Source organism: Nitratidesulfovibrio oxamicus, from assembly GCF_015731765.1.
Classification (GTDB): domain Bacteria; phylum Desulfobacterota; class Desulfovibrionia; order Desulfovibrionales; family Desulfovibrionaceae; genus Cupidesulfovibrio; species Cupidesulfovibrio oxamicus.
Genome location: NZ_VRYY01000033.1, coordinates 1 through 26,702, shown reverse-complemented (window position 1 = coordinate 26,702; position 26,702 = coordinate 1). Strand labels below are relative to the sequence as shown.

At 65.4% G+C, this 26,702-nt stretch carries 23 protein-coding genes and 1 pseudogene; 3 read left to right on the top strand and 21 right to left on the bottom strand.

The features are described 5' to 3' along the window. From FVW20_RS01725 to FVW20_RS01680, 10 genes and pseudogenes are all read right to left on the bottom strand, one after another. Nucleotides 1–248 (bottom strand): annotated as a pseudogene (locus tag FVW20_RS01725) (tRNA (adenosine(37)-N6)-threonylcarbamoyltransferase complex transferase subunit TsaD); the annotation flags it as partial. 186 nt (nt 249–434) lie between these two features. Beyond that, a complete protein-coding gene (fbp, locus tag FVW20_RS01720) occupies nt 435–1,448 on the bottom strand; it encodes a class 1 fructose-bisphosphatase (protein WP_196608024.1) in 1,014 nt (337 codons plus the stop codon). 149 nt (nt 1,449–1,597) lie between these two features. Beyond that, nucleotides 1,598–2,563 carry a PDC sensor domain-containing protein gene (locus FVW20_RS01715; protein WP_196608023.1) on the bottom strand — a complete coding sequence of 322 codons (966 nt, stop codon included), beginning with the start codon at nt 2,561–2,563 and terminating at the stop codon, nt 1,598–1,600. Nucleotides 2,564–2,704: 141 nt separating this feature from the next. Continuing rightward, the gene (locus FVW20_RS01710) at nt 2,705–3,625 is read right to left on the bottom strand and encodes a tetratricopeptide repeat protein (protein WP_196608022.1); all 921 of its coding nucleotides are present in this window, start codon (nt 3,623–3,625) and stop codon (nt 2,705–2,707) included. Next, complete coding sequence (locus FVW20_RS01705) at nt 3,609–3,938, bottom strand: FtsB family cell division protein (protein WP_012611557.1); 330 nt, start codon at nt 3,936–3,938, stop codon at nt 3,609–3,611. The genes FVW20_RS01710 and FVW20_RS01705 overlap by 17 nt, the downstream gene beginning before the upstream one ends. Nucleotides 3,939–3,943: 5 nt before the next feature. Further along, nucleotides 3,944–4,234 carry a hypothetical protein gene (locus tag FVW20_RS01700; RefSeq protein WP_155860481.1) on the bottom strand — a complete coding sequence of 97 codons (291 nt, stop codon included), beginning with the start codon at nt 4,232–4,234 and terminating at the stop codon, nt 3,944–3,946. A gap of 18 nt (nt 4,235–4,252) precedes the next feature. Next, the gene (gene pgsA / locus FVW20_RS01695; protein WP_196608027.1) at nt 4,253–4,810 is read right to left on the bottom strand and encodes a CDP-diacylglycerol--glycerol-3-phosphate 3-phosphatidyltransferase; all 558 of its coding nucleotides are present in this window, start codon (nt 4,808–4,810) and stop codon (nt 4,253–4,255) included. Nucleotides 4,811–5,035: 225 nt separating this feature from the next. Next, on the bottom strand, nt 5,036–5,932 hold the full coding sequence (locus FVW20_RS01690; protein WP_007521820.1) for an Mrp/NBP35 family ATP-binding protein: 897 nt from the start codon (nt 5,930–5,932) through the stop codon (nt 5,036–5,038). A gap of 202 nt (nt 5,933–6,134) precedes the next feature. Beyond that, nucleotides 6,135–6,722 (bottom strand): YqaA family protein, encoded by a 588-nt coding sequence (locus FVW20_RS01685; RefSeq protein ID WP_196608021.1) that lies wholly within the window; start codon nt 6,720–6,722, stop codon nt 6,135–6,137. 276 nt (nt 6,723–6,998) lie between these two features. Then, a complete protein-coding gene (locus FVW20_RS01680; protein ID WP_196608020.1) occupies nt 6,999–7,646 on the bottom strand; it encodes a protein-L-isoaspartate(D-aspartate) O-methyltransferase in 648 nt (215 codons plus the stop codon). Nucleotides 7,647–8,107: 461 nt separating this feature from the next. On the opposite strand from FVW20_RS01680, the gene FVW20_RS01675 reads away from it, so the two are divergent. Together FVW20_RS01675 and FVW20_RS01670 are read left to right on the top strand one after the other, a co-directional pair. Beyond that, a complete protein-coding gene (locus FVW20_RS01675) occupies nt 8,108–8,536 on the top strand; it encodes a CBS domain-containing protein (RefSeq protein ID WP_012611562.1) in 429 nt (142 codons plus the stop codon). Nucleotides 8,537–8,611: 75 nt separating this feature from the next. Then, nucleotides 8,612–9,922, top strand: coding sequence for a M23 family metallopeptidase (locus FVW20_RS01670; protein WP_196608019.1), 1,311 nt, complete (start codon nt 8,612–8,614; stop codon nt 9,920–9,922). Nucleotides 9,923–10,206: 284 nt separating this feature from the next. On the opposite strand, the gene FVW20_RS01665 is transcribed toward FVW20_RS01670, so the two are convergent. The 4 genes from FVW20_RS01665 to FVW20_RS01650 all read right to left on the bottom strand — a co-directional run bounded on the left by FVW20_RS01665 (nt 10,207) and on the right by FVW20_RS01650 (nt 19,581). Next, nucleotides 10,207–10,584: a DUF488 domain-containing protein gene (locus FVW20_RS01665; protein ID WP_196608018.1), complete on the bottom strand. Its 378-nt coding sequence runs from the start codon at nt 10,582–10,584 to the stop codon at nt 10,207–10,209. Nucleotides 10,585–10,844: 260 nt separating this feature from the next. Next, the gene (locus tag FVW20_RS01660) at nt 10,845–14,423 is read right to left on the bottom strand and encodes a PEP/pyruvate-binding domain-containing protein (protein ID WP_196608017.1); all 3,579 of its coding nucleotides are present in this window, start codon (nt 14,421–14,423) and stop codon (nt 10,845–10,847) included. Nucleotides 14,424–14,690: 267 nt separating this feature from the next. Further along, on the bottom strand, nt 14,691–18,395 hold the full coding sequence (locus tag FVW20_RS01655; protein ID WP_196608016.1) for a pyruvate carboxylase: 3,705 nt from the start codon (nt 18,393–18,395) through the stop codon (nt 14,691–14,693). 85 nt (nt 18,396–18,480) lie between these two features. Then, nucleotides 18,481–19,581, bottom strand: a complete 1,101-nt coding sequence (locus tag FVW20_RS01650; RefSeq protein WP_231038777.1) for a biotin--[acetyl-CoA-carboxylase] ligase — start codon at nt 19,579–19,581, stop codon at nt 18,481–18,483. Nucleotides 19,582–19,692: 111 nt separating this feature from the next. On the opposite strand from FVW20_RS01650, the gene FVW20_RS01645 reads away from it, so the two are divergent. Then, nucleotides 19,693–21,108 carry an HD domain-containing protein gene (locus FVW20_RS01645; RefSeq protein WP_196608015.1) on the top strand — a complete coding sequence of 472 codons (1,416 nt, stop codon included), beginning with the start codon at nt 19,693–19,695 and terminating at the stop codon, nt 21,106–21,108. 209 nt (nt 21,109–21,317) lie between these two features. Here FVW20_RS01645 and FVW20_RS01640 read toward each other — a convergent pair whose 3' ends face one another. The 7 genes from FVW20_RS01640 to hpf all read right to left on the bottom strand — a co-directional run bounded on the left by FVW20_RS01640 (nt 21,318) and on the right by hpf (nt 26,598). After that, nucleotides 21,318–22,238 (bottom strand): manganese-dependent inorganic pyrophosphatase, encoded by a 921-nt coding sequence (locus tag FVW20_RS01640; protein WP_196608014.1) that lies wholly within the window; start codon nt 22,236–22,238, stop codon nt 21,318–21,320. A 153-nt stretch (nt 22,239–22,391) separates the two neighbouring features. Continuing rightward, nucleotides 22,392–22,961, bottom strand: coding sequence for a hypothetical protein (locus FVW20_RS01635; protein ID WP_190243372.1), 570 nt, complete (start codon nt 22,959–22,961; stop codon nt 22,392–22,394). A gap of 130 nt (nt 22,962–23,091) precedes the next feature. After that, nucleotides 23,092–23,556 (bottom strand): PTS sugar transporter subunit IIB, encoded by a 465-nt coding sequence (locus FVW20_RS01630; protein WP_196608013.1) that lies wholly within the window; start codon nt 23,554–23,556, stop codon nt 23,092–23,094. Between the two features lie 4 nt (nt 23,557–23,560). After that, complete coding sequence (locus FVW20_RS01625; RefSeq protein WP_231038776.1) at nt 23,561–24,079, bottom strand: PTS sugar transporter subunit IIA; 519 nt, start codon at nt 24,077–24,079, stop codon at nt 23,561–23,563. Between the two features lie 288 nt (nt 24,080–24,367). Further along, a complete protein-coding gene (gene rapZ / locus FVW20_RS01620) occupies nt 24,368–25,294 on the bottom strand; it encodes an RNase adapter RapZ (RefSeq protein ID WP_196608012.1) in 927 nt (308 codons plus the stop codon). Between the two features lie 299 nt (nt 25,295–25,593). Next, a complete protein-coding gene (locus FVW20_RS01615; protein ID WP_196608011.1) occupies nt 25,594–26,043 on the bottom strand; it encodes a PTS sugar transporter subunit IIA in 450 nt (149 codons plus the stop codon). A 9-nt stretch (nt 26,044–26,052) separates the two neighbouring features. Continuing rightward, on the bottom strand, nt 26,053–26,598 hold the full coding sequence (gene hpf, locus FVW20_RS01610; RefSeq protein WP_196608010.1) for a ribosome hibernation-promoting factor, HPF/YfiA family: 546 nt from the start codon (nt 26,596–26,598) through the stop codon (nt 26,053–26,055). Nucleotides 26,599–26,702: the final 104 nt, after the last annotated feature.

Genomic DNA, 26,702 nt, shown 5'->3' with positions numbered 1-26,702 from the left:
AGGCCCGGCCCGCGGGCCACGGCCACCACGTCGATGTCTGCGGCGGTCACGCCCGCGCGGCGCAGCACCTCGTCGCACAGGGCGCCGATGAGCCGGTAGTGCTCGCGAGAGGCCAGTTCCGGCACCACCCCGCCGAACAGGGCGTGCACGTCGGCCTGCGAGGACATGACGTCGGCAATGACCACGCCGTCGCGCACCAACGCCAGCGCGGTTTCATCGCACGAGGTTTCTATGCCGAGACAGAGCATTATTTACCGTGGCAGGTGAGCCCGAATAAAAAGTTTTGAGGGATAGAGAGGGAGCCCGGGGGAGAGAAAGGGAACGTTTGCGTCAGCCGTTAGGTGAGCGAAGCGAACCTTACGGATGGCGACTGCAGCGCGCAAAAGTTCCCTTTCTCACCCCCGGTTATTCTTTTTTCTCTGCGTCGCCCCGCCCTACTTCGTGTGACGGGTGTAGATGTCGGTCACGGCCTGCACATCGCGGCGAGAGCCGATGAACAGGGGCACGCGTTCGTGCAGCACCTGGGGCCGGATGTCCAGGATGCGGCCGGTGCCGTCGGTGGCAAGGCCGCCCGCCTGCTCGGCCAGGAAGGCCAGTGGCGAGGCTTCGCACTGCAGGCGCAGTTTGCCCTGGGGCTTTTGGGGATCGCGCTGGTCCATGGGGTACATGAAGATGCCGCCATACAGCAGGGTGCGGTGGAAGTCCGCCACCAGAGAACCCACGTAACGCAGGGAATAGGGCTTGCCGCGCTCGTTGCCGGTGCCCTTGAAGTAGCCGACGGCCTCGCGGGTGGCGTCGTCCCAGTAGTGCCAGTAGGATTCGTTGACGGAGTAGATCTTGCCCCGCTCGGGAATGCGGATGTCGGGGTGCGAAAGCAGGAATTCGCCCACGGTGGGGTCCAGGGTGAAGCCGTGCACGCCCTGGCCGGTGGAATACACCAGCATGGTGGAGGGGCCGTACAGGATGTAGCCCGCGGCCACCTGCTCCGTGCCAGCCTGCAGCACGTCTTCCATGGTGGCGTCATCGCCGGAGGGAGACTTGCGGCGCAGGATGGAAAAGATGGTGCCGACGTTGATGTTCACGTCGATGTTGGACGAACCGTCCAGCGGGTCGAAGATGAGAATGTAGTCGCCCCGGGTGAGCTTTTCGGACACGCGGATGACGTCGGCGTTCTCTTCGGAACCCATGGCGCACAGCGCGCCGGAACGCTCCATGCGATAGATGAGCACGCGGTTGGCGAATTCGTCCAGCTTCTGCACATTCTCGCCCTGCACGTTCACCTCGCCGGTGCCGCCCAGAACGTCCAGCAGGCCCGCCTTGTTCACACTGCGGGCGATGATCTTGGCGGACAGGATGAGGTCGTTCAGCAGGGTGGTGAACTGGCCGGTGGCGGCGGGCGAACGCTTCTGGTGCAGCAGCAGGTGTTCGGTAACGGTGACCTCTGGCATGGAGTGCTCCTGGCGGAACCGCGCCGGGCGGCGCGGTGTGGAAGTACCGGGTGCGGCCCGGCGGACGGGGTAAAGGCCAGAAACGGCACGCGCCGGGGCGCACCGCCCGCCATACGGCGAAAGCGGGCAGCCCCGGCGCGACGCGAACCTTATCGGATGGCTTCTTCCTTGACCTTGGAATCGTCCGACGCCTGCGGCGCGGGCTTGGTCAGGATGCTGCCCTCGGATTCGTCAAGTTCCGGGTACGCGGGCTGGATTTCGGTCACGGGCTCGTTGGGGGTGCTGGCCGAGCCCAGTGCGGCGGCCTGCTTGAGGATGGCAAGCTGTTCCGGCTTTTCCGGAAAGCTGCCCGCCTCGGGCACTGCAAACACCAGCGGCAGGTTGCCGAGGTAGCGCGACACCCAGTAGAATTCACCGTTGGCGTTGGCAACTGTGCCATAGACGTCCTTGGTGACAGCGCTGCTCCAGTCGGTGGAGGCGACGGGGGTGGCCTGTGCGTCGAAGCGACCGGGCCACATGACCTGGCCGGGCGCGGCGATCATCAGGTCCGCCGGACGCGACGAATACGGCAGCAGCGCACGGATGTCGAAATGGGCGATGACCAGCCCCCGGAAGTCGGTGCCGGAGTACACGGGCACGCCCACGTACACCTCGGGTCCCATGGGGGTATCCTGCACGTAGCTGCGCAGGGCGCGCATGTTCTGCTTGGCGTCTTCCTGCAGCAGCGGGGCGAAATCCAGCGGCTTCATGGGCGCCTCGGGCTGCTGGGCCATGACGCGGCCTTCGCTGTCCACGGCAGCCAGCCCGCTGATCCACGGGAAGCGCTGGAACATCTGCTTGGCCCAGGCGGTGTCCGGCTTGCGGTCGCTGTTCTCCAGGGCCCGCTCAAGGGCGCGCAACTGGATGTCTATACCGGCAAACCCTTCTGCAAGGCGGGCTTCGGCGGGTGCCACCTCGCCCTTGTCCTCAAGGTCGAGCTTGGCGGGGGTGTTCAGATATTCGCGGTAGTACCGGCGGGTGTCCTTCCAGTACCCCTTGGCCTCGTGCTTGCACCCCGTCGCCAGCAGCACGCCCAGCGCGAGCAGCAGACAGGCGGCCTTGTTGACTCGCTGCACTCTCTTTCTCCTGAATGGATCGTTGCGATCTGCGGCAGACCGACTGGCGCGGGGCTTCCCCCGTCCCCCTTCGTCACGAAGGACGCGCACGGTTGCCGCGCGGTATCCCCGCGCGTGGGTTCGATACGAATTTCGGGCCCGCTACCCCTGGGCTCGCGCCTCCAGGCGCTCGGCCAGCGATTCGAGCATGTGGATGAGCTTGTGCTTGCCCTGGAGGGGCTGCCCCTCGTCGGCCGCCTGCTGCCGCTGGCTTCCCTCCCCCGCGGACTTGAGGCGGTTGGTGAGTTCCTGGATCACGCCGGCGATGTCGGCGCGCTCTTCGTCGCTGCCCGAGGCGGCCAGCAGTTCCTCGTAGATGTCGAGGGCACCGCGCAGGTCGCCCTGCTCGGCCAGCACCTGCGCCATGGAGCGGGTGCGCAGCGAAAAATGTTCTTCTTCCTCGTCCTGGGCGTCCAGGGCATCGGGCGTGACGGGCGCGGCAAGGGGATGCTCTTTCCCGGCGGGGGCCACGTCGGCAATGTCATGCATGTCCGCCCCATCGGGCATATCGGACATGTCGGGCGCTTCGGGTGCAGCGGAAGGCGCGGCAAAGGAGGCAGCAGGCGCCACGGGGTGCGGGGCGGGCACGGCGTCCGTGCCGTTGCCGCCCAGCATGGCGCGCAGCCCGTGCTCGATGACGGATGTCCACGACAGTGCGCCCTGGGTGCCGGAACGGAACGAGGCCGCCAGAAAGGCCAGGGCCAGCGCGGTGTCGCGGCCCTTGTCCCCGGCGGCCAGGCAGGCGCTCCAGGCATCCCAGAAGCCGGGATAGGCGCCCAGCAGGCGGGCCAGCTTGCCCACTTCGCCGTCGCGCAGGTCGTCCCTGTGGCTGGAATGCAGGAGTTCGATGAGGAAAAGACGGGCTTCGATGAACTCGGGATGGCGGTCAAGCCCCTGGCGCAGGGTGGCTATGGCGTCATCGGGTTGGCCGTTTTCGGCCAGCAGGCGGGCGAGCGGAAAAAAGACCTTAGAACTCGGTTCGAGTTCAAGTACCTCTTGATACCACTCAATTTTTGCCTTCATCAGATCCGGCTCCCGGTGTGGCCGCTTCCGCCTGCGTCTCGGGGAAGATGTAGAGGATTTCGTTGTCCTTCACGAAGTTCAGCCGCTTGCGGATCATCTTTTCGACATATTTCCCGTCCGCCTGCAAGAGCCGTATTTCACGACTCAGGGCAAGGTTGCGGGTGTCGAGGTCCTTCAGGCGGGCCTCCATGGCGGTGCACTGCTGCTTCAGCGTCTTGTACGCCACCATGCCCTGGTCGCTCCAGACAAGGCGATACAGCAGAACAACGTTAAGGGCCAGGGAAAGGCCGATGAGCAGACGACGCCAGAACATCTCGGTCACTGCAACAGCCGACGCTGCTCGCCGCGACGGCGCATGGCGGAAACCGGCCCTTTCAGTTCTTCCAGAAAATTCGCGGTGGCGCGCTCTATGCGGCGCACGTCGTCCTCGTCCAGCAGCACGGCGTCAAGCCGTTCCATGAACGACTTGAGCACGGTGAACTCCTGCATCAGTTCGCCCCCAAGCTCCAGCCGTTCCAGATCCGGCTCAAGCTCGAGGATGGTCTGCAGGCAGTTCTTCAACCTGCTGTGCAGTCCCTCGTGATCCTGCATGAATGCGTCTCCGGCCATGCGCCCCGCCTGTGCGGGCTAGGCCCGTCCGGCGCCTTCCTTGAGCCAGTTTCCGTAAAATGTATACAGGTAGTTGAAGCCTGAAAATACCGTGAGAAACAACGCGATGTAAAGCATAAACTGCCCTGCCGGGTTGGGGTCCAGCCCGAACCACGGGTAGTGCAGCATCAACGGCACCAGCGCGAACATCTGCATGACGGTCTTCATCTTGCCGAACTTGTCGGCGGCAATGACCAGCCCTTCGTCAGCGGCCACGGCGCGCAGGCCGGTAACCATCAGTTCTCGCGCAATGATCACGATGGCGATCCACCCGGCAATCCAGCCCAGTTCCACCAGCATGATGAGCACCGAGCCGATGAGAATCTTGTCGGCCAGCGGATCCAGGAATTTGCCGAAGCTGGTCACCATGTTCGACCGGCGCGCGATGTGGCCGTCAATCACGTCGGTGATGGAGGCCAGCGCGAACAGCACCACGGCTGCCAGGCAGGTGATGCGCCCGGGGAACATCAGCAGCGCGACGATGGCGGGCACGATGAAGATGCGCGCCAGCGTGATGCGGTTGGCAAGGTTGAACATCCGCTGGAGGGGGCTTGATTGCTGCGTCATGTGGGTGTTCCTAGCACACTTCGTCGCGCTGGCAAAGGGAGGATGACCGCCCTGCCGCGCCATGGAACGACATGGCCCCGCAAGGGCTCCGGCTGACGCCATGGCTGCCTTGGCAGGGGGACATTGGGGCCGATGCGCGCGACTTCGCACGCACCGGCCCGGCCGCAATATATCAGTCAGACGTCAGTGAATGCATCAGGCGTGGGTGCTGGCCACGGCCTCCAGGCTGTTCTCGGACGCGGCCGCGATGTTGTCGGCCAGTTCCAGAAAGCCCTGCTTGGCGCGCGAATCCTCTTCCAGCATCACCACGGGCACGCCCCGGTCGGCGGCCACCACGGTGGCGGGGTCCAGCGGCACGGCGCCCAGGAAGGTCAGGCCGTACTTCTCGGCCAGTTCGCGCCCGCCGCCCTTCTTGAACAGCGAAATTTCGCCGCCGCAGTGCGGACAGTACAGGCCGCTCATGTTCTCGACCACGCCCAGCACGTTGGCCTGGGCGTACTGCAGGAAATTGATGGCCTTGCGCACGTCGGCCAGCGAGATTTCCTGCGGGGTGGTCACTACCACGCACAGGGCGTCGGGGATGGTCTTCAGCACGGTCATGTGTTCGTCGCCGGTGCCGGGAGGGGAATCGATGAGCAGAAAGTCCAGGTCGCCCCAGTTCACGTCGGAGACGAACTGGCGGATGGCCGCCGTCTTCTTGGGGCCGCGCCACAGCACCGCCGTGTCGCGGTCCTTGAGCAGCGAATCCATGGAGATGACGAACAGGTTGTCGTTGTATTTCGCCGGGTTCAGCAGGCCGCCGCGCTCGTCGGCCTCTATGCCCGCGCGCAGGCCCAGCAGGTTGGGCACACTGGGGCCGTGGATGTCCACGTCCAGGATGCCCACCTTGTAGCCGCGTGCGGCCAGTGCCGCCGCCGTGTTCACGGTGACGGAGCTTTTGCCCACCCCGCCCTTGCCGCTCATGATGAAGAGCTTGTATCTGATCCGCCCCAGCGTGGAGGAGATGATCTCGTCCTGAATGGCCATGCCGGCGCTGGGCTTGCCCGTTTCGGCCTTGTTCTTCGCCGAGGGGCAGGTGCTGCACGAGGACATATGGATGCTCCTTGTCTGTGGCCGCCTGGCCTGTGGCGCGGCGGGCCATGGAATTGCGATGCGGCGGGGTTTGCCCGCCCCGGTAAGGTAATGAATCGCGCCGCCCCGTCAAGCAAAAGGACCCGGACGACAGCGCGGAGGCACCTGCACTTCGTGTCGCGCATCGACGCGAGACAAGGCGCGCTGAACAGCCGCGCGAGGGTCAGTTCAGGAACTTGAGCGCCGCAAAGCCAAGCACGCCAAGCACCAGTGTGACCAGCAGCACGAGGTCGAACCGGCGCTCCAGAAAAAAGCGCACCCGTTCGCCGTACAGGTAGATGAGCCCGGCGATGACGAAGAAGCGCAGCCCCCTGCTGGCCACCGACGCCAACAGGAAGGTGGCGAAATCAACGCGGAAGGCCCCGGCGGTGAGGGTGCACAGCTTGTAGGGCACCGGGGTAAGCCCGGCCACGGCCACCGCCCAGGCGTTGTAGGTGTCGTACCATTCCTTCACCGCGTGGTACTGCTCCTGCAGCCCGTAAAAGCGCACAATGGGCATGCCGGCCACGTCCATGAAAAACATGCCCACGAAATAGCCCGCAACGCCGCCCGCCACCGATGCGGCAAGGCAGATGGCGGCCAGGCGCAATGCCCGTTCGCGCGCGGCCAGGGCCATGGGAATCAGCAGCAGGTCCGGCGGCAGCGGAAAAAAGACCGATTCAGTGAACGAAACCAGCACCAGCATGCGCACGGCGCCGCGCGATGCGGCGGTGGTCCACAGCCGGTCAAGAAGGCGGGAGAACAAACGCATGCGTTGGAGCTTCCTTTGCGGTGGCCGGACAATGGCCGGGCGATTCGGGCCGACAGGCGGCGGTGCGTTGGGCGGCAGTTGGCTGCGAAGACGCCAGGGTGAGCGGATGGCGGGACAACTGCAGCGCTGGACTCCGTGACACGGCGTACGCGCGGGGCCCCCGTACCAGGCAACCCTGCTCGACCCTGCCCCGCTCTGTCCGGTTCTGCCCGGTTCTGCCCGGCTACGTCCAGATCTGTCCCGATATGGCCAGCCCTGACGAGTCCGCGCCGTCGGCTAGCCGCGCCAGCCGTGGGTGCCGACCAGGTCCACGAAGGCCACGCCGCCCTTGCTTTCTCGCACCACGCGTCCACCCTGCTTGCGCACCACCACCAGTTCCTGCATCCGCTTGCTGGATCCCACGGGAATGACCAGGATGCCCGGATCCGCCAGTTGCTCGATGAGCGGCAGCGGCACTTCCGGCCCGCCCGCCGTGACCAGGATGCGGTCGTAGGGGGCGGCTTCCGGCCAGCCCAGGGTGCCGTCGTCCAGTTTCAGCCGCACCTTGCGGTACTTCAGCGTGCGCAACAGGTCGCGCGCGGCGGCGTGCAGTTCGCGAATGCGTTCCACCGTGTACACGTCGAGGCCCATTTCCACCAGCACGGCGGCCTGGTAGCCGGAGCCGGTGCCTATTTCCAGCACCCGCAGCCCCGGTTGCGGCTCGATGATCTGCGACATGAGCGCCACGATGAACGGCTGCGAAATGGTCTGTCCATACCCTATGGGCAGGGGGTGGTCCTCGTAGGCCTGTGCGCGCAGGGCTTCCTGCACGAACAGGTGGCGCGGCACGGAACGCATGGCCGCAAGTACGGCCGGATCGGTGATGCCGCGCGTCTCGAGTTGCTGTTTCACCATGCGCTCGCGGTTGCGCTTCATGTCGAGCATGCGCGGTCCTCTCTGGAATGGGTGCCCTGCCGGGGGCTGTTCGTCGCGTTGCCGTGCGCCATGCGTGACCGTGTGCGCCCCTGCAACCGGGTGCATCGGGCCCTCCGCACGCGCAGCATCGGTGGGCGGCGGCGCGGCAAGGCCGCAACAGGAAGGCCGGTGTCCATGCGAAGGGCAAAACGGCGCGCAATCGGGCGGGACGGGCGTTGCGAGTCGCCTCGTCCATACGGCCCCGGCATGGTTTGGAAAACAGATTTTGCCCCCGGCGTCAATCACGGTGACGGCAACGCCAGGTCCGCCCCACCGCCATCGTGCATCTTTCGTGCCCCACGTTCCCATGCACGGCCCCTTCCCGTGCCGCCAGCCGCGCGCAGTGTTGGGTATCGCCCACGTCGGCCCGGCTTGCTTGACTTATGCGCCGAGTATGCGACACTTGGTAAAACGCGCTCGCGGGGGAAACCATGCTCTACGTCGGCGATCTCATGTCCACCGGGCTCTTCACCCTGAAGAAGACCGATTCGCTCCGGGCGGCGCGCTCGCTGATGCAACTGGCCCGCATCCGGCACATTCCCATCGTGGATGCCAAGGGCGACTTTCAGGGGCTGCTGACCCACCGCGACATCCTGTCCGCCACCATCTCGCGCTTTGCCGACGTGGACGAGGCAGTGCAGAACGAGATCGACGCCGGCATTCCGGTGGGCGAGATCATGCGGACCGACGTGGTGCGCGTGCACCCGGACACCCTGCTGCGCGATGCCGCAGAGTTGCTGTTGCACCACAAGTACGGGTGCTTGCCCGTGACAGAGGGCGACAGGCTGGTGGGCATCGTGACCGAGGCGGACTTCCTGAAGCTGACCATCAGCCTGCTGGATGCCGTCGAACATCCCTAGGCAGGCCGCCTTAACGGTTTGGACACAAGCCGCCCGGCTTTCAGGGCGGCTTTTCACTTGAAAGGATCAGGAGACATGACAGCAGCTAAGAATCTTTCCATCGTGATCGTCTTCGCAGCCCTGCTGGGGCTGCTCGGCATCGGCGGCTTCATGCTCTTCCAGGACATGGAAGGGCCGGAAGTCATCCTTACCCCGGATACGGGGCGCGCCTCGCCGCATCAGGACCTGACCCTGACCCTGCGCGACAAGAAGTCGGGCGTCCGGTCCGTCACCGTCACGGTGAAAAAGAATTCTCACTCGCTGGTCGTGCTCGACAGCGCCTTCGCCGATGGCCGCCGTGAACAGCGCGTGACCTTCAACCTGAAGGATGCGGGCCTGAAGGACGGCGCCTTCGACCTTGAAGTGCGCGCCACCGACACCTCGCTGGCCGGGTTTGGCAAGGGCAACACCACCACCAGGGTCTACCCCATGCGCCTGGACACCCAGCCCCCGCGCGTTTCGGTAAAGAGCATGCCCCCCTACGTGCGGCGCGGCGGCACCGGCTCCATCCTCTATTCGATCAACGAGGACGTGGAACGCACCGGCGTGAAGGTGGGCGACCTGTACTTTCCGGGGTTCAAGCAGCCCAGCGGCGACTACCTGTGCTTCTTCGCCTTTCCGCACTATCTCGCCGTGGCCCAGTACGCCCCGGAAATCACTGCCGTGGACCTTTCCGGCAACGCCATGGCCAGCCGACTGGTCATTCGTCCGCTGGACAGGGTGTTCCGGCATGACAACATCAACATTTCGGAAAGCTTTCTGGCCAGCAAGATGCCCGAATTCGAGCAGGACGTGCCCGGCGAGCTGAGCCCGCTGGAGCGCTTCCTGAAGGTTAACAACGAACTGCGCGCCTCCAACGAGCAGAAGCTGCTGGAAATCGGCAAGGATACCGCACCCGCCATGCTCTGGCACGGTGCGTTCCTGCAACTGCCCAACTCGGCCACCCGCGCCGGATTTGCCGACAACCGCAGCTACCTGCACAACGGACAGAAGGTGGACAACCAGACCCACCTCGGCCTTGACTTCGCCTCGCTGGCCATGGCCGAAGTACCCGCCTCCAACAGCGGGCGCGTGGTCTTTACCGGGCATCTTGGCATCTACGGCAACCTTGTCGTCATCGACCACGGCCTTGGCCTGCAAACCCTGTACTCGCACCTCAGCGAGATTTCGGCCAACGTGGGCCAGCAGGTGAAGAAGGGCGACATCATCGGCAAGACCGGCACCACCGGCATGGCAGGCGGCGACCACCTGCACTTCGGGGTGACCATTGGCGGGGTGCAGGTGCAACCGCTGGAATGGCTGGACCCGCACTGGATCGAGGACAACGTGACGGCACGCCTGAAGTAGTGCCCGCCCTGCCCGGCCACGAGGCCAGGCGGGAAGGGAATGCGAACGAATGCGGGGAGCCCCTGGGCTCCCCGTTTTTATTTCTTTTTTCAGCGGGTTGAAGGAGCTTGCCGGAACGATGGCGGGCTCCGGAACGCTCGGCAGGAATCAACACCCTTCATCTGCAACTTCAAGAATGGGCCACGACAGGAACTGGCGGCAAGGCCCCCGTTCCGCCGCAGGCGAACAGCCGCTGGCACGGGCGCGAGCACCGGCATGCTCCGCTCCGCCTTGTTCTTGCCCTGCTACTGGACCAGAAAAGCCTTCAGGGCCACCGCGTTGTTGCGGGCTTCGTCCCGGGCCGCGAACAGCAGCGTGACCCGGCCTTGCTCAGTCGCCAGCCTGCGCAGCAGGGCAAGGTCCGGGTGTGCGGAAACGCGCAGTTCCGCATGGTAGCGCGCCTGGAATTCCTGCCACCGGTCTGGATCATGCCCGAACCAGCGACGCAGGGCGTCGGACGGGGCCACGCCGCGCAGCCAATGGTCGATGCGGGCGGCATCGCGCGCAAGTCCGCGCGGCCACAACCGGTCAACCAGCACGCGCAGTCCGTCATCCGCATCGGAGGCATTGGCGGCATCCGCCTGTGCCGTCCCGTACACGCGTCGTACGCGCAGTTCCGCCATGGGCGCCTCCTTTGCCTGCCGCACCGTCACAGGCCGTTTCCCATCAAATGCGACCTTGAATGTCTTGTGGCAAGGGCCCGCAGCGACATGGACCCAATGCCCGCCGCTCCCCTTCCGTACACCACGGTCGTCGCCGCACCTTTCCGCCCGCCCCGCTGCCCGCCCGCAATAACGGAAAACGGGCGGCCCGAAGACCGCCCGTCCGTACAAGCATCAACGTGAGTCCGGCACGCGCATGGCGCGCAAGCCGTCTGCCACGTCTACCACTTTTTGGCGCGCTGGGCCTCCAGGGCCTTGGCCTGTTCCTCGAAGTTGGCGAACCCGGCCTGATGCAGGGCGTCGGACACGGTGCCCGCCCAGTCCCAGGTGGCGTAGATGACCGGCTTGTGGAAGGTGGCCCGGAATTGTTCCAACTCGGACCGATAGAACTTTTCCTTGGCCGTTTCCAGGCTTTCGCGCAGCAGTTCGTGCAGGCGGCGCAGTTCGCCTTCGTACCAGTCCATCAGGTCTTCGGCCTGAGTGTACTTCTTGAGGATGTGGCCGTAGCCCTTTTCCTCCAGCAGCGCACGCAGGTTGGCCAGATGCTGGTCGCGCAGCCAGTTGCCCAGTTCCGAGGTGGGGATGTTTTCGGCCTCCACCTCGGCCATGTCCAGCTTGGTCTGGTAGTAGGTGTCGGGCACCACGGAGGCGGACACGATGCCCGCGATGGCAACCAGACCGCGCAGGATCTTGCTGTTGGACACGCCCTGGCCGCAGAAGCCCACCTTGCGGGCGCACTTCTGGCCGGTGAAGATGGTAACCAGGATGGCCCAGACCACGGCGGGGTCTTCCTCGTCGTAGATGTGGCCGAGGCGCGCGTTGTCGCGGTCGGTGGCCAGCACCATCTGGGTCATGTCGTTGGAGCCGATGGAGAAGCCGTCGAACTCCTCGATGAACTGCTTGGCCAGCACGGCGTTGGAAGGGATTTCCGACATCTGGATCATCTTCAGCCCGTCGACGCCGCTCTTCAGCTTGTGCACCTGCTCAAGGTAGCGGCGCATGGAGCGCGCTTCTTCCAGGGTGCGCACGAAGGGCAGCATGAGTTGCAGGTTGCACCCGCCGTACACGCCGCGCGCCAGCTTGAAGGCCTCGATTTCCCAGTCGTGCAGGTTGCGCGACACCCCGCGGAAGCCCAGCATGGGGTTGTCTTCCATCTGCTCGAACAGGTTGCCGCCCAGCAGGTTGCGGTACTCGTTCGACTTGAAGTCGGTGGTGCGGTAGACGATGTCCTTGCCGTAAAAGGCCATGGCGAACAGGGCCAGGCCCTGCGACAGGGTCTGGACGTAGTGTTCCTTGCCGGTGCGGAACCCGCGCGAACGGATCAGGGCGCGGATCTTGTCCGGCACGGCGCGCATGTCGTCCATTTCCTTCTGCAGGCCGCTGCGCAGCCCCACCTCGTGACGCAGGCGGGCGATCTTGGCCAGCGCGTCCTGCACGGCGGGGATGTCCTCCACGCGTTCCACCTGGGCTCGCACGGCGGCCTCGATCTCGGCGCGGCGCTTCACCGTGTCGGGGTCGATGCCGTTGAGCAGGGCCAGCTGGTCGTCGTAGCCCATGATCACGCGCACGTGGTCTTCAAGGTCGATGGAGGTCTTCAGGATGTCGATGCGGCGGGTGGCCAGCTCCACGTGCTCGTCCAGCTTGTGGTCCAGCTCGCGCATCTTGCGGTGCATGACCAGCACCTGTTCGGTGCCTCGCAGGTTCTCGCGCGAGGCCAGAGCCTCGATTTCCGCCGACAGGCCGGTGATGTGGCCCACATACTCGCGCAACTTCATGTCGATGGCGATGAGCCCGGCAGACAGCTGCTCGCGCAGTATCTTGGACAGGCGGGAATCCAGTTCGCGCAGCTTGGCGTGCACGGCGTGGTCCAGTTCACCGCTGTCGAAGGCTTCCAGCGCCTGCGGATGCACGCCGATGTTGCCCAGCATGAATTCCGCGCGCAGCAGGCCCACCTCGAAGTCTTCCACCTCGCGCAGACGCGAGAGGAACATGGCCTGGCCCACGTCGGCCAGGATCAGGCCCACCTTGGTCTTGGTGGGGGGAAGCTTGGACAGGTCCATCTCGCCGCCCACTTCGCGCAGGGGCAGCATGCCGCGGTACACCCGGCCCCGGGTGCCGTCCACGGTCACTTCCTGGCCGTCAAGGGCGCGCAGGATTTCCAGGCGCTGGATGCCGATGACGGCGGGGATGCCCAGTTCGCGCGAGGTGATGGCGGCGTGGCTGGTGTCGCCGCCCACGTCGGCAAGGATGGCGGCGGCCACGCGCATGCCGGGCACCATGTCGGGGTCGGTGCGGTCGGCGGCGAGAATGTCGCCCTTGTTGATCTTGTTCAGCTCCAGCGCGGACCGCAGGAACTTCACCCTGCCCTGCCCGGCCCCGCGCGATGCGCCGTTGCCTTCCAGCAGCACCTCGGCCTGGGTGGCCGCCTTCGGGTCCACCTCGCGGCGGCGCATGAAGATGGTGTGCGGGTGCTTTTCCAGCTCTTCGTTCCAGCGGGTTTCGGGGCGGGCCTGCACGAACCACAGCCGGTCTGCCGAGTCGATGCAGAATTCGGTGTCCATGATCATGTCGCCGTAGGCGCGGCTGATGGCGCGCACGCCCTTGGCCACCTGTTCGGCCTGGGCCAGCGAAAGCGACCAGCGGTACGCCTCGATTTCGGGCACGGAAACCTTCTTGGTGCCGCCCTTCTCGTCGTAGACGATCTTCTTGTCCTTGCAGCCCATCTGGCGGATGACCACCTCGGGCCCGTCGTCACGCTGGAAGACGTAGAACTTGTCCGGGGTGACCATGCCGCCGACCACGGCCTCGCCAAGGCCGTAGCTGGCGTCCATGCCCACCAGGTCCTTGCGGGCGGTGCCCCGGCAGCCGGTGGCGGTGTCCGCGCTGAAGGCGGTGCCCGAAATGACCGGGTTGATCATGCGCATGATGCACACCGAGAGCGAGGTGTTCTCGATGGCCCATTCCTGCTTGGCCTTGATGGCGATGGATTCGTCGCCGGTGGCTTCGGCGCGGGCCTGCGCGTCCAGGATCGCCTCGCGGCGGTAGGTCATGGAACGCAGGTTGTAGGCCGATGCGCAGTCCCAGTGGTAGGCGGCGGACACGCGGCTGTCGCCCACGATATTCAGGTAGGTGTCCTGCAGGCCGGCAAAGGCCTTCTTGCGCGAGTCTTCGCCGGCGGCGGAGGAACGCACGGCCACGGGCACGTCTTCGGCGCCCGCTTCCTTGCAGATGGAGCGGTAGGCCTCGCGTACGCATTCGTCCACGGCCTTGGGCAACTCCACGCACAAGATGCCTGCCTGTACCAGCACCGAGCGTTTGCGCAGTTGGTCGATGCCTTCCGGCGAGGTGGCAAAGCCTTCCACCACGTTGTTGACGAAGGTGCGCAGCTTGATCTGGGTTTCACCGGGCTTGGCCGAAGCCTGGGCGCGGATTTCCTTTGCCAGGTTGCGAACGAACTTTTGCAGGAACTCCGAGTCCTTGTTGATCTCGGGATCGTTCCAGTCGATGCGGTTGTATTCCCTGTCCACGGTGGCGCGGACGAGCGATGCGTTGACCCTGGTTTCGTCGAGCAGCATGTGGAATGCCTGCGACGATATGGCGCGGAACTCGGGTGCGCGGATTCCTTCGACCTGGCTGATGATGGCGGTGTTGTAGTTCTTGCCGCCGACCAGCAGTTCGGCATCGTCGCCGATGCGCACAATGTCGGCGCCGGTCAGCACCAGCTTCTTGGTGAGTTCGGAAATCTCGGCGCCAGCCTTGGCGGCCTTGGCCGCAGGCTTTTCAACCGGAGTTTTGCCCATTCGTGAATCCTCCTGTGGGGGATAGAAACGCTTGCCTGAAGGTCCGATACCCGAAAACGACGGTCTTGTCCCACGCGCACGGGGCGTGGCGTGATCAACCGGTGGGTATCATGCAGGGGGCTGGCATGGGGTGCCGGTCTCCTTATGGTGGGTTCTCGCATCGTCGCCCGCGACCCGTGCATGCCGGGCCGGGCGGTGCCTGGTACAGCCGAAAGATGTATCCGCGCGCGGCCCGCAGTGGTGGGGGGCCGCGCGCGGTAAGTCTGCTTACGGGTTCAGCGGTTCGCCGCAGTAGGGGCAGAAGTCGATGCCATCCATGGTGATGGGCCGCGAGCACGCCGCGTTGGGGCAGGTGCGCGGGATGGGCCCAAGCTCCACGATCAGCTCACCCTCGCGCACGGGCATCATCTGCTTGCTTTCGCGGTAGTCGGCGGTTTTCAGCACGCGCTTGACCATGCCGGAAACCGGGGCCAGCACCGCCTTTTCCTGCTTCATGATGGAGATGTTGAACAACTCCTCGCCCTGCTTCACCACGTCGCCGGGGTGCACGTACATCACCCACAGGTCGCCGTTGCTGGGCGCGGCCACATGCATGGGGTTGGACGGGTCGGCCTTTTCCGAGCCCTTGCCATCCGACACGGCGGCCTTGGCCACCTGCACCTCGCAGCTCATGAACTCGGAATCGAGCACGTAACGCACCACGCTCATGCCCGCCTCGTTGGGACGAGAGATGCTGAGCAGCGCCAGATGGTGCGGCTTGCCGTTGGAATCGACGAAGTTCAGGTCCTCGCCGGGGGCCACGCCCTCGAACCACACGTCCAGCGGCAGGTTGTTGGGGTTGCCGAAGCGGGCCCGCAACTGGATGGTCTTGATGGCGTCGCCGGGGTGGTTCAGGTACAGGACGAACTCTTCTTCCGTGGGCTTGCGGCGCATGATCTCGACGTAGCCGCGCTCTTCCGCCGCCAGGTCCACGTCGGCCAGCGCATCGAGGGGCGATGCCTCGGTGCGCGAGGCAATGGCCTTCTTCCACTCGTTGCCGAAGGCGCTTTCGTACACCCAGTCCGCCGGAAAGCCGAGGGGCAGCTTGCCGAAGCGGCCCAGCAGCAGGTTGCGGAAGGCGTCGTTGCAGTCCTGGTAGATGGACAGGCGCGCCTTGCGCATTTCCGCCGTCAGGTCGGCCTCGTCGTGCCGGGCCACGTGGTCCAGCACTTCCAGCAGGTAGCGCACTTCTTCTTCGCCGCCGCGCTTGTAGGCGTTGGTCACGGCCAGGAAGGCGGTGTTCCAGGTTACCTGCGAGCCGGGCGTCACGTCGTGGTAGCGCACGATCTTGCGGGTGCCCGCCAGGAACTTGAGCATGTACGGCAAAAGGTGGATGTACCCCTGCTTCATGGCCCCTTCCTGCGACGACGAGGTGGCCCCGCCGGGCATGGCGTGCTCGACCACGTCGTGGTCGATGCCCTGGAAGTACGGCGCGCAATAGCGGTCGTAGTACGGCATGATCTGCTTGAGCACGAAGTTGCAATCGCGGATCATGTTCTTGTTCAGGTTGGTCTTCAGGCCCAGTTCGTCCTCGAGGTAGGCGGCAGTTGCCAGCACGTCGCCCTGCCCGTACGAGCGCACCGAAGCACCGAGGGCGGTGTCCACGATGTGCGCACCCGCCTTGGCCGCCGCGCCCACGGAGGGCACGAACAGACCGTCGGTATAGTGGCGGTGGTAGTGCAGCACTAGCGAGGGCCAACGCTTGCGCAGGGCGGAAACCAGGGCGGTCATGAACCGGGGCGGGCACATGCCCGCCATGTCCTTGAGGCCCAGGATGATCATCTTCGCGGCCTGGTCGGGACCGCCCCCGGCCACGCTGCCCACCATGCGCAGCACCGCCTCGGTGACGCCGAGGTAGTGGTCCACGTCGAAACCCTTGGCCCACGACAGCGACAGAGCCGGTTCGAAGACCACGTCGGTGCGGTTCAGCGCCACTTCGGCGAAGGGCCGCATGTTCTCGATGTGGTTCAGGAAGTCGAAGCAGCGGATGATGTGGTGGGTGTCGCACACCATCTCGCCGGTCATGCGCATCAGGTTCCTGGGCTGCGGCTTGTACCCCAGCACGTTGGTGGAGCGGATCAGGATCTGCTTCAGCGTCTTTGGCGCGAAGCGGTTCCATTCCTTCGCTTCCGAGAAGGGGTAGGTCATGTTGGCCATGAGCGCCACGTGGAAGTGGGCGCCGCCGCCGTTCTCGATGGAGAAGAACCCGCAGTTGTCCAGGTACGGGCCGATCAGCTCGTCTTCCGCCAGGCGGAAGCGGTTGCCGCTGTTCGACTGGGTCATGTCGCGGGGGGTGGTGTCGGTGAAATGCACGTGACCCGCATCGCGCAGGTAGTCCAGCAGCGCGGTGCGGTCGCCGGTGGGGTACGGCGAGGGCGCGCGGCGCACGGTGCCGGGAATGTGCGGCAGCACCGGCTCGAAGCGGGGCATGCGCGGGGTTTCGCGGGTGCGGTATTCACCCAGTTGCACGTAGGGGTTGTAGCCCTTGGCCGAAACCTCGGCCACCAACCGGGCCAGGCGCTCCGCCTCCGGGGCGAGGTCGGAGTAGCACATCAGTTCCGGCGTGTTGGCGATGAAGTTGGTGTCCAGGTCGCCCGCGCGGAACTTGGGGTGCTTCAGCACCTGCTTGTAGAACGGGACGGTGGTCTTGATGCCGCCGATGACGTACTCGCCAAGGCAGCGTTCCATGATGCCGAGCACCTTTTCCCAGCCCTGCCCGTAGGCGATGAGCAGTGAACCCGCCGAGTCGTAGTTGGACGGAAACTCGTAGCCCGCGCACATGTTCGAGTCCAGGCGCACGCCGGGGCCGCCGGGCGACACGTAGCGGCTGACAAGGCCCGAGTTGGGGGCGAAATGGTTCTGCGGGTCTTCGCAGTTGATGCGCACCTGCATGGCCACATGCTGCGGCGTGGTGTTTTCATCGGTGAAGCGCAGCTTCGCGCCGAAGGCCACGGCGATCTGTTCTTCCACAAGGTCGATGCCGTAGCGGCACTCGGTGATGCCGTGCTCCACCTGAAGGCGGGTGTTCACTTCGATCAGGTACGGCGTGCCGTCGGCGGTGACCAGGAATTCCACGGTGCACAGCGAGTGGTAGCCCACCTCGCGCACCAGCATGCGCGAGTATTCCTTCAGCCGTTCGCGCAGTTCGGGGGTGATGCCCGACCACGGCGACGGGGTGATCTCGATGAGCTTCTGGTGGTTGCGCTGCACGGTACAGTCGCGTTCGTCAAAGGCGAACACGTTGCCGTACATGTCGGCGATGACCTGGATTTCGATGTGGCGCACCGAAGGCAGGTACTTTTCCACGTACAGGCGCGGATTGCCGAACGAGGCCTGCGCCATGGTGGACGCCTTCATGAAGGCGTCGGAAAGTTCTTCGGCGCGATGGATGGCGAAGATGCCCCGGCCACCGCCCCCGCCTTCCGCCTTCAGCATGACCGGCAGGCCGATCTCGTCGGTGATGGTGCGCGCGGTGGGAATGTCCACGGCTCCTTCGGAACCGGGAACAACGGGAATGTTCAGCTTCTTTGCCAGCTTGCGGACCTGCACCTTGTTGCCGAGCAGGTTCATGGCCTCTGCGGTGGACCCGATGAAGGTCAGCCCGGCGGGCTTGCACTTGGCGGGGAAGCGTTCGTCTTCGGAGGCGAAGCCCCATCCGGGATGGATGGCGACGATGCCGCGCTGCTTGGCCAGCGCGATGATGTGGTCGATGTCCAGATACGCTCTGGGGTCGGAACCCAGCAGCAGCAGTTCCTGCGCTGCGGAGGCGGCCGGAGAGGTCTTGTCGATGTCGGTGGCGGTCATGACGGCCACGGCATCGAAGCGTTCACGGATGGAACGGCAGATCCGGCGGGCCGGGATGCCCCGGTTGGCCACCAGAATAGCCTTGCCCCTCACCTCTTCCAACACCTGCTCGAAGGTCTTGATGCCCATCTAATCCTCGGTATCCTGGCTGTCCGGCCCGCAACGGGCGACCGGAATTGACGTGCGCGCATGCGCGGGGCGCATGGAATACGGATCACGAAGGTATGGGCGTGATGCTGCCGGAGCGGAGTATGTGTTCCCTGCCCGAAATGACAATCCGCAGGCCCCCCTGCGGTTCGAGTCCAAGAATCCTGCCCGGACAGTCACCCACTTCGCCACCGTGAACCACAACCCCACGGCCTACCCAGGCAAGATGCTTTTCCGCGCACGATACGAAATCGGCCCCACCGGCGCGTAGAACTTGCGCTTCATAGCAGAAACGCGACTCTTCCACAAGATGGCGCCACAGTGTCAACGGCGTGGCGGAAATGCCATGGCCGACAAGGCTTGCGGCGGGCACCGCCCAGCCCTGGCGCAGGGCCTGGGGCGGCGGTGCCGACACCACGTTGATGCCGATCCCCGCCAGCACCACCCCACGTTTTTCCTCTATCAACATGCCGCCCACCTTGGCGTCGCCCAGCAGCAGATCGTTGGGCCACTTGAGCTGCACGGGCACGCCCAGCGCGTTGAAGGCCTCTGCAAACAGGCAACCAAGGGCGATGGCCGCCGTCTCGGTGGCGAACACCCCGACGGCTGGCAGCCGCAAGGCAGCGTAGATGTTGCCCGGCGGCGATTCCCACGGGCGGCGCAACTGCCCGCGCCCGGCCCGCTGCGATACGGCCAGCACGGCCCCCCATTCCGGAAGGGCTCCGGCGGCGGCAAGTGCGTGGGCCACGTCAAGGCTGGAGGAGCACGGCCCGCACACGATCACCGGCGGTGCGACCGGGGCGGACGCACATGGCCGAGAAACTGCCGGCGCCCCGGTACAGTCGGCCCATTCGTGGAACGTCGCCAGCATGGGCGCCCCGCCCACGGTTACGGGTGTGAATCCGGCGATCACGGACAGATCGTCGGCCCAGCCCGGCAAGCCGCGCAGGGCTTCGGGCGACAGCGGATCGGCCATCCAGCGGGCGGCGTCGCCAGCAGGCAGGCCGGGGACTGCGCCAGATGAAGGTTCGGCGGGCGGCAGCGGCAACCCTTCGTGCAACAGATGCACAACAGGAGCGCCCTGCCCCTTCCGGCTGGCGGTATCGCCCGAGGTTGCGCCGGAACTTTCAGGCCGGACAGTGCCACCGGATACGTGTTCTCTGGGCATGGCGCCTCTGGAATGGCAGTTCTGGATATGTGCGGGAATTTTCCACGGGGACGGGGCGTTGCGCGACCTGTCGCATTTCCGTCCGGGCCGAAATCGGGTACGCTCATCCCCATGAAGACATACCTTGTGGGCGGAGCCGTGCGCGACCTGCTGCTGGGCAGGCCGATACACGACCATGACGTGGCCTTCGAAGGCCACGCGGCGTGTTTTGTACGGCAGAACCCGGGTGCCCGCAAGGTTGGCCGCGACGTTGACGTGTACCTGCTGGACGGCGTGGAGCACATGCCCTTGCGCGGCACGCTGGATGAAGACCTGGCCGCCCGCGACTTCACCATCAATGCCCTGGCGCTGGCCGAAGCGGGAGTGGTGCATGCCCACCCGCAGGCGTTGCGCGACCTTGCGGACCGCGTGCTGCGCCCGGCATCACCCACGGCGCTGGCCGACAGCCCGGTGCGGGCCTTTCGCGCCGCGCGCTTTGCCGCGCAGTTTCCCGATTTTTCAGTGCACGCGGAAACGCTGGACCAGATGCGCGTCGTGGCACAACGCGGTGTACTTGCCGACCTGCCCGCCGAACAGGTGTGCCGCGAAACCCTGAAGGCCCTGGCCGCCCCCTGTCCCGGCCGCTACCTGAAGGTGCTGCACGCGGGCGGCTGCCTGCTGCCGTGGTTTGCCGAACTGGCCGGGGCTGACGGAGTGCCCGCCGGGCCCGCGCGCTATCACAACGGGTCGGTGCTGGACCACGTGGCGCGGGTCATGGACATGGCCGCCGTGCTGGCCGGGCATGCGTCCCGTGCCAGGGATAACGTGCCATCGCCTTCCCTGGCGGATTCTGCCACGGCGGATGGCGCGGGCGCGCAAGCCCGCTCCGCGCGGCAGCCCCCGCCCGAACTGGCAGCATGGATGGCCCTGTGCCACGACCTTGGCAAGGTGACCACGGCGGCGGACGTGCTGCCGCATCATTACGGGCATGAAGATCGTGGTGCGCCGCTGGCGCGTGCCATGGGGATCCGGCTGTCCATGCCCACCAGGTTCATCGAGGCGGGCGAGGCGGCGGCCCGGCTGCACATGCGGTTGGCCCGCCATGCGGAACTGCGGCCCGGCACACGGGTGGACCTGTTGCTGGCACTGCACACACGCGGCCTGCTGCCCGCCATGCGATTGCTGGTGCTGGCCGACGGCACCGGCAAGGGCATGAGCACCGGACCGGACTGCGCGTTGCGGCAACCGGAAGGCGCATCCCCTGCCCCAGGTACGGATGGCGACGCTGCTTCCGGAAGGGCATCCCCGTCTTTGTCCGACCCCGAGGATCCCGTGGCCCCGTACGCTCCTCCCGCCATCCCCGCGGCCTGCCTGACCCGGCTGGAAACGCTGCGCCAGCGCACCGAGGCCGAACTTGCCGTGCTGCTGGCCGTCAAGCTGCCGCCGAACCTGTGCAACAAGGGCGCGGCTTCTGGCGCACACCTGCGCGAATTGCGCAGCATGGCCCTTGCCCGGCTGGATGAACGCACCGGTACGGTGACCGACTGACCGGCCGGCCAGTCCTGATCGCACGGCCCGCCCGGTCAGTCCGGATCGGCAGCGCTGCCCAGATCGCCAGGGCAGTTCTGGCGTCCGGGCACGCAGTGGGCTGTCGCCGTGCCCTCCCTTCTCCCCTCCCAGAAAATGCAAAAGGCCCGGCGACATGTGCCGCCGGGCCCCGTATGCGTCAGTCTGCGTCGGTTGGACGACCGCTTCGACTAGCCCTTGAAGGCCTTTTCGAAGTTGGGCACCACCTGCTTCTTGCGGCTCATCACGCCGTCGAGCCACACCGACTTGCCTTCGGCCTTCACGCCGAACGCCTTTTCGACCACGGAGGCGTCGTCCGAAACGATCAGCATTTCGGAACCTTCCTTCATGATGTCGGTCAGCAGCAGGAACACCGAGTGACGGCCTTCGCCCTTCACCTTGGTGATTTCTTCGTACAGGCCGGCCTTCACGGGCTCGAGGATGGACAGGTCCACCACTTCCAACTGGCCGATGCCGACCTTCTTGCCGCCCATGTCGAAGTCCTTGTAGTCGCGGAAGACCAGGTCCTTCATGGACGCGCCTTCAACGGCGGACTTCACCTTGAACATTTCCATGCCCAGGGCCATCACGTCGGCCACGCCCGCGATCTTGGCAAGGGCTTCGACGGCCTTCTTGTCTTCGGGGGTGCAGGTGACGGACTTGAACATGACGGTATCGGACAGGATGGCGCACAGCAGGCCGCCAGCGATGGCCTTGGGCACTTCGATGCCGTAGAAGTCGTACATCGCCTTGATGACGGTACAGGAGCAGCCCACCGGCCACACCCACATTTCCAGCGGGTTGGAGGTGGTCACGTCGCCCAGCTTGTGGTGGTCGACCACGCCCAGGATTTCGGCGTCGGACAGGTCGGCGGGCAGCTGCGCACGCTCGGTGGTGTCAACCAGGATGACCTTCTGGCCAGCCACGGAGGTCACCACTTCGGGGGCCTTCAGGCCGAACTTGCCGAGGACGAAGTCGGTTTCGGGGGTGCAGGCACCCTGAGCGACGGGCTTGGCTTCGATGCCGCGCTTGGTCATCAGGTCGGCAACGCCGATGGCGGCGATGATGGAGTCGGTATCGGGGTTCATGTGACCAAGAACAAGAGCTGCCATGTCGGTTTTCCTCCGTTGCATGTGGCATTGGGGTTTGGTGCTGCGAGTAGCTCGCATGCTGCTGCGAAATTGTTTGTGCCAAATAGCACAAACATTCCCGGCTGCCAAGTACCCCCACCCCCTGCACGGTCAATTTCCGGTGACGAATTCGAATCAGATGAATGAAGCCGCCGACGCGGCCAGCAAGGCCAGCGCGAAGGCCACGTAAGCCCGGCGCAGGCGCAGCGCCAGCATGCCGCCCATGGCCCCCACAAACCACACGTGGCCCCAGGCAATGCCGGGCACAGCGGGAAGATGCCCGATATAGTTGGACATCAACTCGATAGTTCCCACAAGCACAAGCAGGCACACGCAAAACAGGCCCAGGTTCAGGGCAAACAGTTCACCCAGCGAACGCACCATGATGCGCCACAAGGGCGAATCGCCCTTGCCGGGATGTTCGGCCACCCTGCCCCAGTGCAACAGGTCGGTGTACTGCTGGTTGCGCCAGCGGCGATGCAGGTATTCCACGTGCGCACCGGCGAGGGCTGCGGGCAGCGTGAGCAATACGGGAATGGCCAGCTGCCCGGCGGATTCCAGGCCGAAATGCCCGGCAACGCTCAGGGCCAGCAGCAGGGAAATGATGGAATTTGGGGGGATGTAGGTGCCAGCTGGAAACAGGTCGAGCCAGAACAGCTCAAGAAAGATGGCGATGTGCATGGAAAGCCCCCACTCGCCGGTCATGACGGCCCACAGAAAGCCGATGGCGAGCGGGCGTTCCAGAAAGCCCAGGTTCAGCGAAAAGCGCAGCAGCGAAAAAACGGCAAAAAAAAAGCGATGGGCAGCGCCAGGGTGAGCACGGGCAGAAAATCGGTCATGACCATCCCTTTATCTGCACCGGTTCGTTGGGTACGCAGCGAAAGTCCAGGGACACGGAGTGGCGGTTGAAGAAGCGCAGGCAGGCTTCGTCATCGTCGGAAACGGAAACATGCGCGCACAGCTGCTTCTTGCCGGGGGTGTAGTGCAGGTTGCCGATGTTCAGGGTGCTCATGCCCACTCCCGCATCGAAGGCGCGGCGGGCGTCTGCGCACGTGGCGAAGAGCACGAGCGTGTCGTGCCCGTCGTCGGTGCGCCCGGTACAGTATTCTGCCAGGGCGTCCACCCGCACGAAGTGCACTTCCACCCGGCCCGGAATGGCCAGCGAGACGATCTGCTGTTGCAGGTCGTCCGCCGCCATGGCGTCGTTGGCCACCAGCAGGCGCCGCGCCCCCGTGTAGGGCAGCCACGCCTCGATGATCTGGCCGTGCACCAGGCGGTTGTCTATGCGGAACCAGAGCATGACACTACCCGTTCTTGACCCGGCTGCGCAGCAGTTCGCCTGCCGCAACAATGCCCTTGGTGCCTGCGTCGCGCGCATCGCGCGAAAGGGATGCCAGGTCGCCGACGCGCCCGCCGAACACCTTGAGAAGCATGGGCAGGTTGACGCCGGTCAGCACTTCCACGTTGCCCTTGCCCAGCAGGGCCAGGCTGAGGTTGGTGGGGGTGCCGCCGAACATGTCGGTAAGGATCATCACGCCGCGCCCGGTATCCAGGCGCTTCACCGCCTCGTTCAGCCGCTTTACCGTCTCGTCCACTTCCAGCGAGACGTCCACGCTGATGGAGGCGCAATCCTGCACCGGGCCAAGGATGAATTCTGCGGCGCGCAACAACGCCGCACCATAGTCGGCGTGGGTCACCAGAATCACGCCGATGCGCGATTCCGCGGCGGCCAGACCGTCTTCGGGCTTGCTGCCGTTGCCCTGGGCAACGCTTCCTGCCCCCTTGCGGGTCTGCCCTGCGTGATGCTGTTCTGTGGTAGACATACTGGTGCGTTCAGACCGTGCCTGATGTGGTTGAAACAAGGTGCAGGGACGACATGCCGTCCGGTGAAATTCCGGGCCGACACGCCACGGCGGCCCGTGACAACGACGCCTGGATGGCTGCAAGGGCCGGATGCCATCCGCCACTGCCGGGTGGTGCGACTACTGCGGCCCCGCCGGTTACTGACAACCGCTGGCGGCTGAGACCATCCGGCACCATCCGGGGCCCTGGGGCCAGTTGGGTCCAGCCGGGATCGGTCGCAGCCGGTCACCTGTGGAGACGGCGCACGCTCAGCCCAGCTCCATGTGGCGGTGCTCTATCGATACGGCATAATCAGATTTTTTCAAGGCGCGAAGCAGGGCCTGCGCCACCGAGACCGAGCGGTGCCGCCCGCCGGTGCAGCCGATGGCGATGGTCAGGCGGTAGCGCCCTTCCGTCTCGTACTGAGGCAGCAGAAAATGCAGGAAGTCCAGCAGCTTCGCCAGAAAGGCATCACCATGGCCCGCTTCCAGTACGTACTTGGCCACCGGCTCGTCCAGGCCGGACAACGGGCGCAGATCGGGCACGAAGTAGGGGTTGGGCAGAAAGCGCAGGTCGAACACCAGATCCGCATCGACAGGCACGCCGTACTTGAACCCGAAGGTGACGATGTTGATGCGCAAGGAGCGGATGCGCCCCTGGATGGTGCTCCACTTCTTCTGGATGACCCGGCGCAGGTCGTGGATGGAATAGCTGGAGGTGTCCACCACGAGGTCGGCGGTTTCGCGCACCGGGGCAAGGCGCAGCCGCTCCTGCTCCAGGGCCTGTTCCAGCCCCATGCCTTCGCTTTCCAGCGGGTGCGGGCGGCGGGTGGTGGCGTAGCGCCGGTTGAGTACGGCGGGATTGGCCTCTATGAACACCACCGCCGGGCGCACGCCCATGCCCTGCAACCGCTCCAGTGACTTTTCCAGGTTGCGCACGAAATTGCTTTCGCGCAGGTCCATGCCCAGCACCAGCCCCTGGTAGTGGGACAACGCCTCGCGATTCAGGATGGTGACCATCTGCGGGGCAAGACTGGCGGGCAGGCCGTCCACCGTGAAGTAGCGCAGGTCTTCCAGCACGTTGAGAACCGTGCTTTTGCCCGCGCCGGACAATCCGGTGACGATGATGACGGGAAAGTCGGCGGCAGCCACCGGGCTGCCCGCATCAGCGCCTCTGGCAAGCGATGCGGGGGGCATGCCTTCCGGAGCATGGCCCGGGATGGGGACCGAAGCGGGTGCCGGGGATGCCCCGGCGGACGTGCCCGGTGCACCGGGCGAATCCGCCGGGACGGTAGCTGTGTCGGGCGGCGTGGCCTTGCTTGGCATGGCTGGTTCCTCTGGCGGCGTTGCGCCGAATGCCGTTGCAGGGCGCGCTGCGTGCTGCGCGTGGCGGCTACATGTAGAGGACGCGCGTTACGACGTGGCGACGGCGGGCAAGCCGCCGCCTTCCACGGCACGCCCACGGCAGGCCGTAACGGGCACGGCGGACAATGAACTCAGGTGGTGTGCATGATCGCGCGGAAGGCATCGCCGTCCGGCGCATCAAGCATGGCGCGGCGGAACTGCGGATCCTTCAGCAGGCGCGAGATGTGGGCCAGAATGCGCAGGTGCATGCCCGCCACCTGTTCCGGCGCCAGCACCAGGAAAAAGAGGTGGCAGGGCTTCATGTCCAGCGCGTCGAAGTCGATGCCCGGCACGCTGCGCCCCATGGCCACCACGATGTCGCTGATGTTCGCCAACTTGCCGTGAGGGATGGCCACGCCGTCGCCTATGCCGGTGGTGCCCAGCGATTCGCGGTCGTACAGCACGCCCAGCGCAACGGCGGCATCCACTTCGGGATGCCGCCGTACCACGGCCTGCACGAGTTCCGCCAGCACCTCTTTCTTGGTGCCGGCGGAGAGCTCGGGCAGGATCAGATCATCGTGAAGATACTCCAAAAGCCTCATGTATGGCGCCTAGACGACCGGATCGATAAGGCCGAAATCGCCGTTGCGACGCCGGTAGATGATGTTGACGCGTTCCACCTCGGCGTTCAGGAACACCAGAAACTCGTTGTCGCTCTGGTCAAGCTGCATGGCCGCCTCATCGACATGCATGGGCTTGGGGGCGAAGTGGTCGGTGCCGGTGATGGTCCGTTCCTCGCCCTCGCCCACGGTGCCGAAGGTGAACACGTCGATGCCCTTGCCCACTTTGTCGGACTGGACGGAACGGCGGCGATCCTTCTGCTTTTCAACCTGCTTGCGCAACTGCGATTCCAGCTTTTCCAGCACCAGGTCGATGGTGGCGTACATGTCTTCCGACTGTTCTACGGCGGAGAAGGTAAAGCCGTCGCCCGCCATCTGCACTTCCGCCTTGTGGCGGAACTTGTCGACGGAAAGGTTCACCTGCATTTCCAGGGCGGACTTGCCGACGAACCGGCCAAGCTTTTCAAGACGGCGGCGGGCGTACTTCTTCAGGTGGTCGGAGGGTTCGAAGTTCTTGAAGGTGAAGGCGATGTTCATACGCTCCTCCTGTGGTGAGAGGGGGGAATGCGGCGCGCGGCCCGCACGCCGGGTGCTGCTGCCGGGTGCGCCGCCGGAGACGGATGGCGCCCTGCGCCGGGTGC

Coding starts and splice junctions, on each gene's coding strand:
- FVW20_RS01665 (WP_196608018.1), bottom strand. CDS start 10,584: ATGGCGGAACTGCGCGTACGACGCGTGTACGGGACGGCACAGGCGGAT.
- FVW20_RS01635 (WP_190243372.1), bottom strand. CDS start 22,961: ATGACCGGCGAGTGGGGGCTTTCCATGCACATCGCCATCTTTCTTGAG.
- FVW20_RS01690 (WP_007521820.1), bottom strand. CDS start 5,932: ATGTCCTCGTGCAGCACCTGCCCCTCGGCGAAGAACAAGGCCGAAACG.
- pgsA (WP_196608027.1), bottom strand. CDS start 4,810: ATGTTCAACCTTGCCAACCGCATCACGCTGGCGCGCATCTTCATCGTG.
- FVW20_RS01630 (WP_196608013.1), bottom strand. CDS start 23,556: ATGCTCTGGTTCCGCATAGACAACCGCCTGGTGCACGGCCAGATCATC.
- FVW20_RS01705 (WP_012611557.1), bottom strand. CDS start 3,938: ATGTTCTGGCGTCGTCTGCTCATCGGCCTTTCCCTGGCCCTTAACGTT.
- fbp (WP_196608024.1), bottom strand. CDS start 1,448: ATGCCAGAGGTCACCGTTACCGAACACCTGCTGCTGCACCAGAAGCGT.
- FVW20_RS01615 (WP_196608011.1), bottom strand. CDS start 26,043: ATGAGGCTTTTGGAGTATCTTCACGATGATCTGATCCTGCCCGAGCTC.
- FVW20_RS01650 (WP_231038777.1), bottom strand. CDS start 19,581: ATGCCCAGAGAACACGTATCCGGTGGCACTGTCCGGCCTGAAAGTTCC.
- FVW20_RS01625 (WP_231038776.1), bottom strand. CDS start 24,079: ATGTCTACCACAGAACAGCATCACGCAGGGCAGACCCGCAAGGGGGCA.
- FVW20_RS01640 (WP_196608014.1), bottom strand. CDS start 22,238: ATGGCAGCTCTTGTTCTTGGTCACATGAACCCCGATACCGACTCCATC.
- FVW20_RS01655 (WP_196608016.1), bottom strand. CDS start 18,395: ATGGGCATCAAGACCTTCGAGCAGGTGTTGGAAGAGGTGAGGGGCAAG.
- FVW20_RS01670 (WP_196608019.1), top strand. CDS start 8,612: ATGACAGCAGCTAAGAATCTTTCCATCGTGATCGTCTTCGCAGCCCTG.
- FVW20_RS01680 (WP_196608020.1), bottom strand. CDS start 7,646: ATGCTCGACATGAAGCGCAACCGCGAGCGCATGGTGAAACAGCAACTC.
- rapZ (WP_196608012.1), bottom strand. CDS start 25,294: ATGCCCCCCGCATCGCTTGCCAGAGGCGCTGATGCGGGCAGCCCGGTG.
- FVW20_RS01710 (WP_196608022.1), bottom strand. CDS start 3,625: ATGAAGGCAAAAATTGAGTGGTATCAAGAGGTACTTGAACTCGAACCG.
- FVW20_RS01675 (WP_012611562.1), top strand. CDS start 8,108: ATGCTCTACGTCGGCGATCTCATGTCCACCGGGCTCTTCACCCTGAAG.
- hpf (WP_196608010.1), bottom strand. CDS start 26,598: ATGAACATCGCCTTCACCTTCAAGAACTTCGAACCCTCCGACCACCTG.
- FVW20_RS01645 (WP_196608015.1), top strand. CDS start 19,693: ATGAAGACATACCTTGTGGGCGGAGCCGTGCGCGACCTGCTGCTGGGC.
- FVW20_RS01660 (WP_196608017.1), bottom strand. CDS start 14,423: ATGGGCAAAACTCCGGTTGAAAAGCCTGCGGCCAAGGCCGCCAAGGCT.
- FVW20_RS01685 (WP_196608021.1), bottom strand. CDS start 6,722: ATGCGTTTGTTCTCCCGCCTTCTTGACCGGCTGTGGACCACCGCCGCA.
- FVW20_RS01700 (WP_155860481.1), bottom strand. CDS start 4,234: ATGGCCGGAGACGCATTCATGCAGGATCACGAGGGACTGCACAGCAGG.